The organism is Pseudomonas sp. RIT-PI-S (assembly GCF_025642975.1).
Lineage (GTDB): Bacteria > Pseudomonadota > Gammaproteobacteria > Pseudomonadales > Pseudomonadaceae > Aquipseudomonas.
Genome location: NZ_JANZKJ010000001.1, coordinates 151,449 through 166,570 on the forward strand (window position 1 = coordinate 151,449; position 15,122 = coordinate 166,570).

Annotated in this window: 12 protein-coding genes; 4 read left to right on the forward strand and 8 right to left on the reverse strand. The window is 61.3% G+C overall.

Annotation, left to right across the window (positions count from 1 at the left end; all coding sequences use genetic code 11):
- Window positions 1-11 precede the first annotated feature (11 nt).
- On the forward strand, window positions 12-965 hold the full coding sequence (locus tag OGL93_RS00670) for a hypothetical protein (protein WP_263260360.1): 954 nt from the start codon (window positions 12-14) through the stop codon (window positions 963-965).
- A 287-nt stretch (window positions 966-1,252) separates the two neighbouring features.
- Here the strand turns inward: OGL93_RS00670 and OGL93_RS00675 are convergent, their stop codons facing one another.
- From OGL93_RS00675 to OGL93_RS00710, 8 genes are all read right to left on the reverse strand, one after another.
- Complete coding sequence (locus tag OGL93_RS00675; RefSeq protein ID WP_263260361.1) at window positions 1,253-2,221, reverse strand: peptide ABC transporter ATP-binding protein; 969 nt, start codon at window positions 2,219-2,221, stop codon at window positions 1,253-1,255.
- Window positions 2,221-3,189, reverse strand: coding sequence for an ABC transporter ATP-binding protein (locus tag OGL93_RS00680; protein ID WP_263260362.1), 969 nt, complete (start codon window positions 3,187-3,189; stop codon window positions 2,221-2,223). Before OGL93_RS00680 ends, OGL93_RS00675 begins: the two co-directional genes overlap by 1 nt.
- Before the next feature lie 10 nt (window positions 3,190-3,199).
- Entirely contained in the window at window positions 3,200-4,111 is a 912-nt protein-coding gene (locus tag OGL93_RS00685) for an ABC transporter permease subunit (protein WP_263260364.1), read from the reverse strand.
- A gap of 11 nt (window positions 4,112-4,122) precedes the next feature.
- Window positions 4,123-5,133, reverse strand: a complete 1,011-nt coding sequence (locus OGL93_RS00690) for an ABC transporter permease subunit (protein ID WP_263260366.1) — start codon at window positions 5,131-5,133, stop codon at window positions 4,123-4,125.
- A 108-nt stretch (window positions 5,134-5,241) separates the two neighbouring features.
- Window positions 5,242-6,837, reverse strand: coding sequence for an ABC transporter substrate-binding protein (locus OGL93_RS00695; protein ID WP_263260367.1), 1,596 nt, complete (start codon window positions 6,835-6,837; stop codon window positions 5,242-5,244).
- Between the two features lie 74 nt (window positions 6,838-6,911).
- Window positions 6,912-8,342, reverse strand: coding sequence for an OprD family porin (locus OGL93_RS00700; protein ID WP_263260368.1), 1,431 nt, complete (start codon window positions 8,340-8,342; stop codon window positions 6,912-6,914).
- Window positions 8,343-8,738: 396 nt separating this feature from the next.
- Window positions 8,739-10,340 carry an ABC transporter substrate-binding protein gene (locus tag OGL93_RS00705; protein ID WP_263260370.1) on the reverse strand — a complete coding sequence of 534 codons (1,602 nt, stop codon included), beginning with the start codon at window positions 10,338-10,340 and terminating at the stop codon, window positions 8,739-8,741.
- A gap of 267 nt (window positions 10,341-10,607) precedes the next feature.
- Window positions 10,608-11,306, reverse strand: a complete 699-nt coding sequence (locus OGL93_RS00710; protein WP_263260372.1) for an SIMPL domain-containing protein — start codon at window positions 11,304-11,306, stop codon at window positions 10,608-10,610.
- A 164-nt stretch (window positions 11,307-11,470) separates the two neighbouring features.
- On the opposite strand from OGL93_RS00710, the gene OGL93_RS00715 reads away from it, so the two are divergent.
- From OGL93_RS00715 to OGL93_RS00725, 3 genes are all read left to right on the forward strand, one after another.
- Window positions 11,471-12,733, forward strand: a complete 1,263-nt coding sequence (locus tag OGL93_RS00715; protein WP_263260373.1) for an ATP-binding protein — start codon at window positions 11,471-11,473, stop codon at window positions 12,731-12,733.
- Entirely contained in the window at window positions 12,726-13,289 is a 564-nt protein-coding gene (locus tag OGL93_RS00720; RefSeq protein WP_263260374.1) for a response regulator transcription factor, read from the forward strand. The genes OGL93_RS00715 and OGL93_RS00720 overlap by 8 nt, the downstream gene beginning before the upstream one ends.
- 78 nt (window positions 13,290-13,367) lie before the next feature.
- A complete protein-coding gene (locus OGL93_RS00725; protein WP_263260375.1) occupies window positions 13,368-15,107 on the forward strand; it encodes an ABC transporter ATP-binding protein/permease in 1,740 nt (579 codons plus the stop codon).
- Window positions 15,108-15,122 lie beyond the last annotated feature (15 nt).

Sequence of the window (15,122 nt, forward strand, 5' to 3'; positions counted from 1 at the left end):
GGCCTCGCTAAATGACTATCACTGCCGATTACTCATCCGCCGTCGCGGACGGCCAAAATCGCTCAGGTGTGTCCTGGGCGGCTATCTTTGCCGGCGCCGCCGCTGCGGCTGCGCTGTCATTGATCCTTGTGGTTCTGGGAGCGGGGCTTGGCTTCGCGGCTACCTCACCGTGGGCAAACGAGGGCGCAAGCGCTACAACGCTTGGTGTTTCCAGCATCATCTGGTTGCTGCTGACCGCCATCCTTGCTTCCGGCCTGGGGGGTTATATCGCCGGCCGCCTGCGGGTGAAGTGGGCGAACCTTCATGGTGATGAAGTGTATTTCCGCGATACCGCGCATGGCTTCCTCGCTTGGGCGGTCGCTACGCTGGTAACCACCGCGATGATCGTGGGTACTGCTGGCAATGTCGCGAGCACCGGTGCTCAGGCAGGTGCAAGTGTTGCCTCGGGTGCTGCCACCATGGTCGGTAGCGCTGCGGGCGGCGCCGCCGCCAATGCCAAGGGTGGTGACCCCATGGGTTACTTCACCGATACCTTGTTCCGCAGCAATGGCCCAGCTCCGGTCAGCGACGACGCTGCTAACGGCGTAGCAGGTCGTATCTTCAGCAAGGCGCTGTCTGGCGACGGCACTCTGAACGCTGACGACCGTACTTACCTGGCCCAGCTGGTTGCCCAACGTACCCGCCTGACCCAGGCTGAAGCCGAAGCGCGGGTGGACCAGGTCTACGCTCAGGTTCGTAAAACCACCGAAGACGCGAAAGTGGCCGCCAAGCAAGCTGCTGATGCGGCTGCCAAGGCTGCTGCCTGGGCATCGCTGTGGACCTTTATCGCACTGCTGGCCGGGGCATTCTTCGCAAGCTTCGCTGCGCTGTTCGGCGGCCGTCAACGCGATCACGTTCGCTATGTCGATGGCACCGGCTATGGCGACCGTCATGCGACCCATACCACCACCGTACCGGTTCGATAAGACCTGATCGCCCTTTACCCAACGGCCTAGGCCGAACAAGGAGAAACACTATGCGTTCCTTACTGCTGTGGTTCCTCGGTGTGCCAATTCCGCTGATCATCCTGATCGCGATCTTCATGCACTAAGCCGTCGCTTGAAATGAAAACGCCGTAACCCAAGGGTTACGGCGTTTTTGTTCGTAGAGCTTGCAAACCGCTGATTCGCTTCCCTTGTGAGAGCCGCACCCGCCTGCGAACCTCCAGCCCCGGGCTCTAGGGCGTTACCGGTTCGCGGGCTGGCGCACGCTCCTACAAGAATTGTTCGGCGTAGTGGCAGGCCACTTGGCGGGTGCCCACCGGGCGGAACGCAGGTACGTCTACTGCGCACTTCTCGGTCGCATACGGGCAACGCTTGTGGAACGCACAACCTGATGGCGGATTGAGCGGGTTAGGCAGCTCGCCGGCGATCTTGATGCGAGGCTTGTCCGGGTTGGGCTTGATGGTCGGGGTGGCGGACAGCAGGGCCTGGGTGTAGGGGTGCAGCGGGTTGCGGTACAGGTCCTCTTTAGGGCCCATCTCCGCTGGCCGGCCCAGGTACATTACCAGTACGTCATCGGCCACGTGGCGAACGACCGCCAGGTTGTGGGAGATGAACACGTAGGCTGTCTGGTACTGCTGCTGCAGGTCCATGAACAGGTTCAGTACCTGCGCCTGGATAGACACGTCGAGCGCGGAGGTGGGTTCATCCGCCACCAGCACCTTGGGTTGCAGCATCATCGCCCGCGCCAGGGCGATACGCTGGCGCTGACCACCCGAGAACATGTGCGGGTAGCGCTGGTAGTGCTCCGGGCGCAAGCCCACCTGCTGCATCATCGCCTGGACTTTTTCGCGGCGCTCGATCCGGCTCAACCGCGTGTTGATCAGCAGCGGCTCGGCGAGCTGGTCGCCGATTTTCTGCCTTGGGTTAAGCGAGGCGTAGGGGCTCTGGAACACCATCTGCACGTCGCGGCGCAGTTGCTTGCGCTGATCCTTGCTGGCGCCGGCCACTTCTTGCCCGGCGATTTTCAGCGAGCCGGAACTTGGCTCTTCGATCAGCGTGAGCTGGCGCGCCAAGGTGGACTTGCCGCAGCCAGACTCCCCTACTACAGCGAGGGTTTTGCCGGCTTCGAGTTCAAAGGACACCCCATTGAGTGCTTGCACGGTGGCATGGGGCTTGAACACACCCTGGGAGACTTCATAGTGGCGAGTGAGCTCGCGGGCGGTAAGTACGACGCTCATTACGCCACCTCCTGGTTACGCGGATAGAAGCAACGGGCCAGGCTCTGGGCCTTGGGGTCCAGCGCTGGGCGTTGCTGACGGCAGTTCTCCTGCACATAAGGGCAGCGTGGTGACAGCAGGCAGCCGTGCGGGCGGTCATAGCGGCCGGGGACGATGCCCGGGAGGGTGGACAGCCGTTCGGCGCCTTCGCTGTGCTCCGGAATCGCCGCCAACAGGGCTTCGCTGTACGGGTGGGCAGGGACGTCGAACAGTTGCGGCACATGGCCCACTTCCACCGCCTGACCGGCGTACATCACGCAAACCCGCTGGGCGGTTTCCGCGACCACGGCCAGGTCGTGGGTGATCAGGATCAGGCCCATGTCCTGGTCCTTTTGCAGGGCCAGCAGCAGTTCCATGATCTGCGCCTGGATGGTCACGTCCAGGGCAGTGGTGGGTTCGTCGGCGATCAACAGCTTGGGCTCGGCGGCGATGGCCATGGCGATCGCCACGCGCTGGCTCATGCCCCCGGACAGCTGGTGCGGGTAGGCGTCGAGGCGGCTGGCGGCAGCGGGAATCTCCACCTTTTGCAGCAGTTCCAGGGCACGGGCGCGGGCGGCGCGCCCGCTAAGGCCCAGGTGCGCGCGCAGCACTTCCTCGATCTGGAAGCCCACGGTGTAGCTAGGGTTGAGCGCGGTCATCGGGTCCTGGAAGATCATCGCCAGGTCTTTGCCAACCACGTGCCGGCGCTGGCGCTTGCTCATCTTGAGCATGTCGTGGCCGTCGAAGCGCAACGTGTCGGCACTGATGATGCCGGGCGCATCCACCAGGCCCATCAGGGCCATCATGGTTACCGATTTGCCGGAGCCGGATTCGCCCACGATCGCCAGCACTTCGCCGCGATCCACGGTCAGGTCCAGGCCGTCCACCACAGGCACCGCGTGGGCGTCGCCAAAGCGTACGCTCAGGTTTTTGATTTCAAGCAATGACATGGGGGCTTCCTCAAATCGCGTTCTTGAGTTTCGGGTCCAGCGCATCGCGCAGGCCGTCGCCCATCAGGTTGATCGCCAACACACTGATCAGAATGGTCAAGCCGGGCAGGCTCACCACCCACCAGGCGCGCTCGATGTAGTCCCGCGCGGACGCCAGCATGGTGCCCCACTCCGGGGTGGGCGGTTGTACACCCAAACCGAGGAAGCCCAGCGCGGCGGCGTCGAGGATGGCAGAGGAGAAGCTCAGGGTGGCCTGCACGATCAGCGGTGCGAGGCAGTTGGGCAGCACGGTGATGAACATCAGCCGGGGCAGGGTGGCGCCGGCCAGCTTGGCAGCGGTCACGTAGTCACGGTTCAGCTCGCCCATGACCGCGGCGCGAGTCAGGCGCACATAAGAGGGCAGGGACACCACGGCAATGGCGATCACGGTGTTGATCAGGCCGGCGCCGAGAATGGCCACGATGGCCACGGCCAGCAGCAGCGACGGCAGCGCCAGCATGATGTCCATCAGGCGCATGATCGTAGGGCCGAGGATGCGCGGGAAAAAGCCGGCCAGCAGACCCATGAGGATGCCAGGAATCAGCGACATCACCACGGACGACAGACCGATCAGCAGCGACAGGCGCGCGCCGTGGATCAGTCGCGAGAGCAGGTCGCGGCCCAGCTCGTCGGTGCCCAACAGGTATTGCAGCTGACCACCCTCTACCCAGGATGGCGGCGTGAGCAGGGCGTCGCGGAACTGCTCACTGGGGTCGAACGGGGCAACCCACGGCGCGAACAATGCGCAGAACACCACCAGGGTCATGAACATCAGGCCGGCCACGGCGCCTTTGTTGCGGGCGAAGGCCTTCCAGAATTCCTTGTATGGGGACGGGTAAAGCAGGCTGTGATCGACTGCCACAGGTTGAACTTGAGTATTCATCGCAAGTGATCTCAGCGCTGGTGACGGATGCGTGGGTTGGCCAGGCCGTAGAGGATATCCACTACGAAGTTGACCAGGATGATCAGGCAGGCAATCAACAGAATGCCGTTCTGCACCACGGGGTAGTCACGGGCGCCGATGGCTTCGATCAGCCATTTACCAACGCCCGGCCAGGAAAAGATGGTTTCGGTCAGTACCGCGCCGGCGAGCAGGGTGCCTACCTGCAGGCCGAACACGGTCAGCACCGGGATCAACGCGTTGCGCAGGCCATGCACGAACACTACGCGGTTCGGCGACAGGCCCTTGGCCCGGGCCGTGCGGATATAGTCTTCGCGCAGCACTTCGAGCATGGAGGAGCGGGTCATCCGGGCGATAACCGCCAACGGGATGGTGCCGAGCACGATGGCCGGGAGAATCAGATGCTTGAGGGCATCGACCCAGGCGCCTTCGTCCTCGCTGAAGAGGGTGTCGATCAGCATGAAGCCGGTCTTGGGGGTAATGTCATAGAGCAGGTCGATGCGCCCGGAGACTGGGGTCCAGCCAAGCTTGACCGAGAAGAACATGATGAGGATCAGCCCCCACCAGAAAATCGGCATGGAGTAGCCGGCCAGGGAGATGCCCATTACGCCGTGGTCGAACAGTGAGCCCCGTCGGAGCGCGGCGATCACGCCGGCGAGAAGGCCCAGGATGCCAGCGAAGATCAACGCGGCGATAGACAACTCCAGGGTTGCCGGGAACAGCGAGGTGAACTCGCTCCACACGCTTTCGCGGGTGCGCAATGACTGCCCAAGGTCACCGTGGGCCAATTGCGCGATGTAATTGCCGTATTGCACATACAGTGGCTTGTTCAGGCCCAGGCGCTCCATGGCCTCGGCGTGCATTTGGGGGTCGACCCGCCGTTCTCCCATCATCACTTCCACCGGGTCCCCGGGGATGAGGCGTATCAACGCGAACGTCAGTAAAGTGATGCCGAAGAAGGTTGGGATCAGCAATCCCACTCGGCGGGCAATAAAGCTCAGCATTTTAGGGTCATACCTCATCGGCCAGTACGGCCGAGGCGGGAAAAGGGTGACCCTTTCCCGCCTCGGAGCCCGCCGCTGGCCCGGATAGGGCCGCGGCAGGTCGGTTATTTACTTCACCTCGGTAGTGGCGAAGTTGTTGTTGGTCATCGGGCTGATATGGAAGCCTTCGACGTTCTTGCGTGTTGCGACGAACAGCTTGGGATAGGCCAGGCTGATCCAGGGTTGCTCCTTTTGGAAGATGGCCTGGGCCTGCTTGTACAGCTCAGCCCGTTTGGCCGAATCCGATTCGGTCCGTGCCTGCAGAAGCAGCGCGTCGTAATCCTTGTTGCACCAGCGCGCAGCGTTTTCCCCGCTCTTGGCTGCATCGCAGCTAAGGTTTGGCGAAAGGAAATTGTCCGGGTCGCCGTTATCGCCGGCCCAGCCGTAGAACACCAGGTCGTGTTCGCCCAACTTGGCGCGCTTGACCATTTCGCCCCATTCCATGATGCGGATGTCCGCCTTCAAGCCTACCTTGGCCAGGTCGGCCTGCAGCAACTGCGCGGCCAGGGGCGGGTTGGGGTTGGTTACGCCACCGCCGTTGCGAGTGAACACGGTAAAGCTATACCCCTCAGGTACACCGGCCGCCTTGAGCAACTCACGGGCTTTTTCCGGATCGTGAGGAAGATCGGCGATTTTAGAGTCGAAACCGAGTAACGTCGATGGGTAAGGGCCGGTACCGACGGTTGCGTTGCCTTCACCGAACAGGGTTTTTACCAGGTTGTTCTTATCCAGCGCCATTGCGATGGCCTGGCGAACACGCACATCGCTCAGGTATTTATGCGAGGTGTTCATCGCCACATAGCTGACCACCAAAGCTTCGAGCTCGTTGACCTGAAGGTTCGCGTCGGCCTTGAGTGCCTTGATGTCGTCTGGTTTTGGATACAGCGCTACCTGGCACTCATTGGCCTTCAGCTTCTGCATACGGACATTACTGTCCGTGGCAATGGCGAACACCAGTGGGTCGGCCGCGGGCTTGCCCTTGTAGTAGTCGGGGTTTGCCTTATACCGGATTTGCGCGTCTTTGCTGTACCGCGAGAGGATGAACGGCCCTGTACCGATGGGCTTGGTGTTCATGTCGCCGGTTGTGCCTGCCTTGAGTAGCTGATCTGCATACTCGGCCGAGTAGATCGACGTGAAGCCCATGGCCATGTCGCGCAGGAACGGTGCTTCGGCGTGGTTGAGCTCGAACACTACGGTGTAATCGTCGGTTTTGCTCACGCTCTTGAGCAGGTCCTTGAAACCCATGGCTTCAAAGTAGGGGAAGCCCATCTGCGCTTTGTCGTGCCACGGGTGCTTGGGGTCCAGCTGGCGCTGGAAGGTCCACACCACGTCGTCGGCATTGAAGTCGCGGCTAGGCTTGAAATAGTCGGTGGTGTGGAATTTCACACCCTTGCGCAGGTGGAAAGTGTAGGTGGTGCCGTCTGGGGAGATGTCCCAGCTTTCTGCCAGCCCTGGCTGGATGTTCGTAGTGCCGGGGGTGAAATCCACCAGGCGGTTGAACACGGTCTCCGACGATGCATCGGCAGTGGTGGCCGCGGTGTACTGAACGATATCGAAGCCTTCGGGGCTGGCCTCGGTACAGACTACCAGCGGCTTGGCCGTGGCCAGGGCGCTCAGGCCGAACAGGGCCGCGCCTATGGCGACGCGCAAGGAATGGCTTTTCATGGAAACCTCTCGCTATCAGTGCAGCGTAGCCGCGCTGGCGGATTCGGATAAATCCGCCAGCGCGGTGGCCGTATTTACAGGATGTTGAATGGGATGGTGGTTACCACACGCAGCTCGTTGAGGCTGCCGTCTGGTTGGGAAGTGCCGTTGGTGTCGTCCTTGCTACCGCGGTGAATGGTGTAGGTGGCACGCACGGTGGTGGCCTTGAGCGGGCCACTTTGCACGGCGTAAGAAGCACCCACGCCGTATTCGCGGTGGTGCTCGCCGTCCATGTTGCTCAACTGGCGGCCCGCGCCAAGACGGGCGTCACCGTAGCCAGTGCTGTGATAGTGGGTGCCGTCGATATCCCAGCCGCGAGCGGTGTAGATGCTGAACTTCAAGCCAGGCACACCGTATTTGTTCATGTCCAAGCCATAAGCGAACTGCAAGGACTTCTCGTTCGGGGCGTTGAAGTCCGACAGCAGGGAGTTGGCCAGGAAGATGCCGTTGGTTTCATGCAGGTAGTCGAAGTATTCGTTACCGTCCACTTGCTGCCAGGCAACGGTCAGGCTGTGAGCGCCGTGTGTGCCGGTGAAGCTCAAGCTGTAGGTGTTGTTGTCGATGCTACCCAGTTTGCTGGAGCCTTCGTCCTTGGTCCGGTAGTAGTTCAGGCCAGAGGTCAGGGCGAAGACATCGGCATCACCTAGCTCGTGGGTCAAGCCGAAGTAGTACTGGTTCCAGAAATCCTCGGCTTGAGTAGCATAAAGGCTTGCTTCAACGCTCTTGAAAGGCTTGTACACCGCCCCGGCTGTGTGTACGTGATCGGTTGTGGCCGCAACGCCAGCATATTCACTGGAGAATCGAGTGAGGCTTTGCTCGGTACGCGGGGATACGCGGTCGAAGGTGCCGACGTCAAAGGTCAGGTTATCGAACTCGGCGCTGTGCAGGCTGATCCCTTCGAAGCTCGATGGCAGCGCACGGTTGCCGATGCTAGCCACCATCGGCGTGTTCATGCTTTGCCGGCCGGCAGTGAGCACTGTATTGGAATAGCGGACTTTTAGGTTGCCCAGGCCCATTTTGCTCCACTGGCCTACTGCGTCCCCATCGCTGTCAGTCAGCGTGCGGTTACCACCACCCACAGTGCGCCCTCTGCCTTGTTCAAGCGCAATTTCATTGTAAACCGCGCCTTCAACAGCGAAACCGACGGTGCCCTGGGTAAAGCCCGAGGTGTAGTTGAGAATGGTGCCTTGGGTCCAGGTCGTGCGGTCGTTGGTCTTTTCGACCACGCCATTATGCTTGGGGACGGTGAACCTACTGCCGTTGGTGTTCTTGAACTTCTCCTTGGCAAAGAAGTTACGGGTAGTGCCCGACAGCGACTGGCCTTCGATAAAACCAGTGGCTTCGTCCTGGGCGCTGGTGCTCTTCACGGTGAGCGGTACGAATTCCTGGCTGGCCGGCTCGGCGACGGCAAGTGTGCTGAGGCTGCCGATGGCAATGGCCAGCAAGGTACGTTGGGTATTTCTCATGGTGGTAGCTCCTGACTTTCTTCTTTTGCTCCGGTGGCCGAGGCTCCGGTAACTTCGTTGGCAACAGGCTTAACAACGGTGCCCGGTAACGCCGGGCGCGTTTGTTGCGGTGCAGCGGGCGGAGGGCCGTTCTCCAGGCTTGCCGGGTGCTGTGCGGGCGTTACGGCGAGCGCTGGCGGACCACTTCACCTTTTTGGGTAAAAAGGAGTGCCGGCCCGTTTGAAGAGGGCAGGCAGGCAACCGCCCGAGGCAGGCTCGGTCGCCAGGGCGGTAAATTCGCAAAATCCAAGGTGGTGGTGGGGGATTTCAGCGGGCTGCGCTAATACCAAAGCAGCCGTCGCCCGCCCCGGGCCATCCTTGGCCACGGAGCTGGAGCGAGGTTCGCTTGGGTTACGGTCAGTCCTTGATGCCTACGCCATAGAAGGAGTTGAGGCCAAACGGGCTGATCTTGAAGTCAGTAACCTTGGCGCTCATCGGCTGATAGACCGTGGAGTGGGCGATAGGGGTGAACGGTACCTGCTCTTTGAGCATGTGCTGCGCCTGCTTGTACAGCTCGGTCCGCTTGGCCTGGTCCGGCGTGCTCTTGGCGGCCTTGATCAGGTTGTCGTAGTCGGCATTGCAGAACTTGCCGAAGTTGTTGCCCTGCAGCGCGGCGCAGCTGAACAGGGTACCCAGCCAGTTGTCCGGGTCCCCGTTGTCACCGCTCCAGCCGATGAGCATCGCCTCGGTTTCGCCAGCCTTGGAGCGCTTGATGTACTCGCCCCATTCGTAGGTAACGATAGTGGCCTTGATACCCACCTTGGCCCAGTCGCCCTGGATCATCTCCGCCATCTGCTTGGCGTTGGGGTTGTAAGGGCGCTGAACCGGCATGGCCCACAACTTGATTTCGGTGCCTTCTTTTACACCGGCTTGCTTGAGCAGCTCTTTGGCTTTTTCCGGGTTGTAGCCAGCGTCCTTGATGGTGGTGTCATAGGACCACTGGGTCGGCGGCATCGCGTTGACGGCCAATTGCCCAGCGCCCTGATACACCGCATCGATGATTTGCTGCTTGTTGATCGCCATGTCCAGTGCCTGGCGAACTTTCAGGTCCTTCAGGTAAGGCTTGGTGACGTTGTACGACAGATAGCCCAGGTTGAAGCCTGCCTGGCTGGGCATATGCAGGTTTTTGTCTTCCCCGAGCGGCTTAAGGTCAGCCGGGCGCGGGTAGGCGGTTATCTGGCACTCGTTCTTCTTGAGCTTCTGGATGCGCACGGAAGCATCGGTAGTGATGGCGAAGATCAGGTTGTCCACCTTCACGTCTTCAGGCTTCCAGTAGTCCTTGTTGCCCTTGAAGCGGATCTGCGCGTCTTTCTGGTAGCGGCTGAACACGAACGGGCCAGTGCCGATGGGCTTCTGGTTGATGTCCTCCGGCTTGCCTTCCTTGAGTAGTTGGTCAGCGTATTCGGCGGACTGGATCGAAGCAAAGCTCATTGCCATGTTCTGAATGAACGCAGCATCCACTTCCTTGAGGGTGAACTTGACGGTTTTGTCGTCGAGCTTCTCCACCTTGGTGATGTTCTTGTCCATCTCCATGTCAGTGAAGTATGGGAACTCGGTGGGGTACGCCTTACGGAACGGCATGTCCTTGTCGAGCATGCGGTTGAAGGTGAACAGCACGTCGTCCGCGTTGAACTCACGGGTTGGCTTGAAGTATTCGGTGGTGTGGAACTTCACCCCATCACGCAGATGGAAGGTGTAGATCAGGTTGTCCGGCGAAATGTCCCAGCTTTTAGCAAGCGCTGGCTCTACCTGAGTGCCGCCGCGCTGGAATTGCACGAGACGGTTGAACATGGTTTCAGCGGAAGCGTCGAAGTCCGTACCGGTAGTGTATTGGCCGGGGTCGAAGCCAGCCGGGCTCCCTTCCGAGCAGAACACCAGGTTCGAAGCAGCTTGGCTCAGCGGAGTGACAGCGAGCAAGCCTGCACCAACCAGGAACGGAATGACTGCGTGTTTGAGCATGGTGGCCTCATTGTTGTCTTTTTTTCGAAAAGAGGACGGCCTTGTGGGCCTTCCTGCCGATACTTATGCAGGGGCCATACCGAATGCAATGCCAACAGGTCGGACTGTTCTGAAAATGCAGTACCAACGTACTGGAATGTCGCATGGATATAAATTTCGTGCGAATTAACCATTTAGTTGGTCACTTTTGGAGCTGATTTGCCATTACGAAGTGTCGGTTTGGCGCAGTGCGCACCGTAACAGTGCGCTACCGGCCGGGTGCGCTCACTATTGTGGTGCCAGTTCGATGGTGCCGTCGGCGCTTACCGTTACCTCAGTCGTTCCAGCCTCCACTTCGGGAGTGGCCATTTCCATACGCGCGGCTTTCATCATGGGCGCGCGCATATAGGGCTGCGGCACGCCGCTGCTGCTGATTGCCAAGTTGACGATCTTGTAGTCCTGCTTGCCCATCGCCTGGGCAGCGATAGCCGCGCGCGCCTTGAATGCCGCTATGGCGTCCTTGATCAGGGCGTCTTCACTTTGTTGGCGGGTAGCCGTGGCGATGCTGAACTCCATGCCACCGAGCTTGAGCGTCTGTTGCAGCTCACCAGTGAGGCTTGCCAGCGCGGCGAAGTCCTGGCTCTCCAGGCGCAGTTCGCCACGCTCACGCCAGGCCGTGATGTTCTGGCCTTTTTCGTCATAAACCGGGCCGCTATTACGGCTCCCTTGGCGAATGCTTACGCTGGACGCCTGGCGTGCCTTGGCCAGTGCATCGTTGAGGCTTTTGGTAACAGTATCGGCAAGGCGTGCCGGGTCGGTGTCCTGGGCTTCGCTATACAGAGTTACGCTCATCAGGTCGCGTTGAACGTCGCGGCTGGCTTCGGCATGCAAGGTGATCTGGTTGTAGCGGAGCTCGTCGGCGAGCGCCGGCAGCGAAAGTAATGTCATGCAGGCGGCAAGGGCCGGTACGCGCAGGGTAGGGATCATGTGATCTGCCTTGTTCGAAGGTTCGTGGCTAGGACTGGCTCCCGCCGGGCCCGGTTCCCCGGCAGTGCCCCGAGCTGTGGTGCTTTGCCGCAGCGCTGCCAAGCCAGGCGGGAAGGTCGTTATACTCCGGCGTTCCGTTTCAGTGCACCTTGCCGGGAGAGGACATGCTCGCCGCCGCCCCGCCGCTATCCGCGACTCGCCAGAACCTCTGGCGCCTGACCTTCGTGCGCATCCTGGTGCTGGCCGCCCAGGCGGGCTCCGTCGGTTTCGCCTACCTTACCCACCTGCTGCCGTTGCCCTGGCTGCAGTTGAGCGTGACCCTATGCTGCTCTGCGGTGCTTTGTGCGCTTACGGCATTACGCCTGCGCACCAGCTTGCCGGTGACCGAGCTCGAGTACGCGGTGCAGCTGGCCGGCGATCTGCTTATCCACAGTGCCTTGTTGTATTACTCCGGCGGCAGCACCAACCCCTTCGTGTCCTATTACCTGGTGCCGCTGACCATCGCCGCGGTGACCTTGCCCTGGCTGTATTCGCTGATGCTGTCTGGCCTTGCGCTGGTGAGCTACACCTTGCTACTGGTGTTGTTCTTTCCTCTCGAAACGTTTCCCGTGGCGCGTGAGAACATGCAGATCTATGGCATGTGGCTTAGCTTCGCGCTCGCTGCGGCGGTCATCACTTTTTTTGCCGCGCGCATGGCCGAGGAGTTGCGTCGGCAGCAGGAGTGGCGGGCCCAGCGGCGCGAGGAGGGGCTGCGTGACCAACAATTGCTGGCCGTGGCGACCCAGGCCGCCGGCGCCGCGCACGAGCTAGGCACCCCTTTGGCAACCATGAGCGTGTTGATCAAGGAAATGCGCCAGGACCACGCCGACCCTGCCCTTCAAGAAGATTTGCAGGTACTGCAAGACCAGGTGCAGCTGTGCAAGCAGACCCTCCAGCAGCTAGTGCGCGCCGCCGAGGCCAACCGCCGCCAGGATGTGGTGGAACTGGCCGTGACCGCCTGGCTGGACGAAGCGCTCGACCGCTGGCACCTGATGCGCCCGGAGGCCAGTTATCGCCTGCAGCGGCTGGAGCAGGACCCGCCCCCACGGCTGGCGCCCCCGGCGGACCTGACCCAGGCCCTGCTCAACCTGCTAAACAACGCAGCCGACGCCTGCCCGGAAGATCTGGAAGTGCATCTGACCTGGGACGATGAAAACATCTTCATCCGTATTCGTGACCATGGGCCTGGCGTGCCTCTGGCCATTGCCGAGCAAATCGGTAAACCTTTCTTCACTACCAAGGGCAAGGGCTTCGGCCTTGGCCTGTTTCTGAGCAAGGCCAGCGTGACTCGCGCCGGTGGCTCGGTAAGACTCTATAGTCACGAGGATGGCGGCACGCTCACCGAGCTGCGCCTGCCCCGCGACGCCCGAGGAGACACAGATGACTGACGAAACCCAGGTAGCGGACGGCGAAGAGCTGCCGCATCTGCTACTGGTCGATGACGACGCTACCTTCACCCGGGTCATGGCCCGCGCCATGAGCCGGCGTGGCTTTAGGGTCAGCACCGCGGGCTCGGCCGAGGATGGCCTGGAGTTGGCGCGGCAGGACTTGCCCGATTACGCCGTGCTCGATCTGAAGATGGAGGGCGATTCCGGGCTGGTGCTGTTGCCCAAGTTGCTGGAGCTGGATGCGGAAATGCGCGTGGTGATCCTTACCGGCTACTCGAGCATCGCCACGGCAGTCGAGGCGATCAAGCGCGGCGCCTGCAACTACCTGTGCAAGCCGGCTGATGCCGACGATGTGCTTGCGGCGCTGTTGTCCGAGCACGCCGACCTGGACACGCTGGTGCCGGATAATCCCATGTCGGTGGATCGCCTGCAGTGGGAACATATCCAGCGCGTACTGGCCGAACACGAAGGCAATATCTCCGCGACGGCGCGTGCCCTGGGCATGCATCGGCGGACTTTGCAACGCAAGCTACAGAAGCGACCGGTACGGCGCTGATCCGCCGGCCTTTATGTTCTCTGCTCGCCCTTGGCCCGGTCGCTGGCCTGGCGGGCGCCTGGATGCCTTGAGCTGACTATGACTGAAAACGCTGAATATTCCTCGGTGAACGACGCTGTACGCGGGCATTTCTTCCGCCGCGTGTGGGAAATGATCACGCCCTATTGGCGCAGTGAAGAAAAGGGCAGGGCGTGGCTATTGCTGGCCGCGGTGATCGGGTTGTCGTTGTTCAGCGTGGCGATTTCGGTATTGGTGAACAACTGGTATCGGGATTTCTACAACGCCTTGCAGGAAAAGAACACCGCTGCGTTTACCCATCTGATCCTGTACTTCGGAGGCATCGCCGCCATTGCTATCTTGGGTGCGGTCTACCGGCTCTACCTGACCCAGATGCTGACCATCCGCTGGCGCCGCTGGCTGACCGAGCAGCAGTTCGCCCGCTGGCTAGGCCACAAGAACTACTACCATCTGGAAACCGGCGCCTACACCGACAACCCGGACCAGCGTATCAGCGAGGACATCAACAACTTCACCAGCTCCACGCTTTCGCTGGGGTTAGGTTTGATCCGCACCATCGTCAGCCTGGTCTCGTTCTCGATCATCCTGTGGGGTGTATCTGGCAGCATCGAAGTGTTCGGTATAACCGTCCCTGGTTACATGTTCTGGGCCGCGCTGCTGTACGCCATCGTTGGTAGCTGGATTACCCACCTGATCGGCCGGCGCTTGATCCCGCTGAACAACCGCCAACAGCGCTACGAAGCAGATCTGCGTTTTTCCCTGGTAAGGGTGAGGGAAAATGCCGAGAGCATTGCGTTGTACAACGGTGAGCCAAACGAGCAGGCCCGTCTGGTGGACCGCTTTGGCCGGGTATGGAGCAACTTCTGGTCAGTTATGCAGGTGCAAAAGCGCCTAACGTTCTTCACCGCCGGTTATAGCCAGATCGCCATCATTTTCCCCTTCGTGGTGGCCGCGCCGCGTTACTTCGCCGGCAAGATCCAGCTCGGCGAACTCATGCAGATCAACTCAGCCTTTGGCAACGTGCAGGAAAACCTCAGTTGGTTCGTCGATGCCTATGCCTCGCTGGCGGAATGGCGCGCCACCTGTGACCGTTTGCTCAGTTTCGGCCAGGCCATGGACGAGAACGAGGCGCGCCCCGCGGCGATCGATGTGCAGACCGAGGGCAACCGGCTTCAGGTGGCGGCGTTAAGCCTGAGCCTGGCCGACGGCCGCACGCTGCTCGATGGTGCCAGCCTGGATGTCGCGCCCAGCGAGCGGCTGATGCTCAGCGGCCGTTCCGGCAGTGGCAAAAGCACGCTGCTGCGCGCCATGGGTGGCCTCTGGCCGCGCGGCGGTGGGGACATTCATATGCCCGCCGGGCGCTCGCTGTTCCTCCCACAAAAGCCCTACCTGCCGATCGGCACGCTGCGCGAGGCGCTGAGCTACCCGCTAGCCGGCGAGGCTTATACAGATGAACGCTACCTCGAAGCGCTGCACACCTGCCGCCTGGACCATCTGGCCATGCGCCTGGATGAGAGCAACCACTGGCAGCGGTTGCTTTCGCCGGGTGAGCAACAACGCCTGTCGTTCGCTCGCGCGCTCTTGTTCCGGCCGCAGTGGCTGTTCCTGGATGAAGCCACCGCAGCGATGGACGAGGAAGACGAGGGGCTGCTCTACCAGGCGCTGATCGACCAACTGCCGGGCCTGAGTATCGTCAGCGTGGGGCATCGCAGCAGCTTGCGCCGCTTCCATCCTCGCTTGCTGCGGATCGAGGGCGGCCAGCTGCGGCCCCAGGGCTCGGAGGTCCCCAGCGCAGTCTAGGCTGATCGGGCAAGG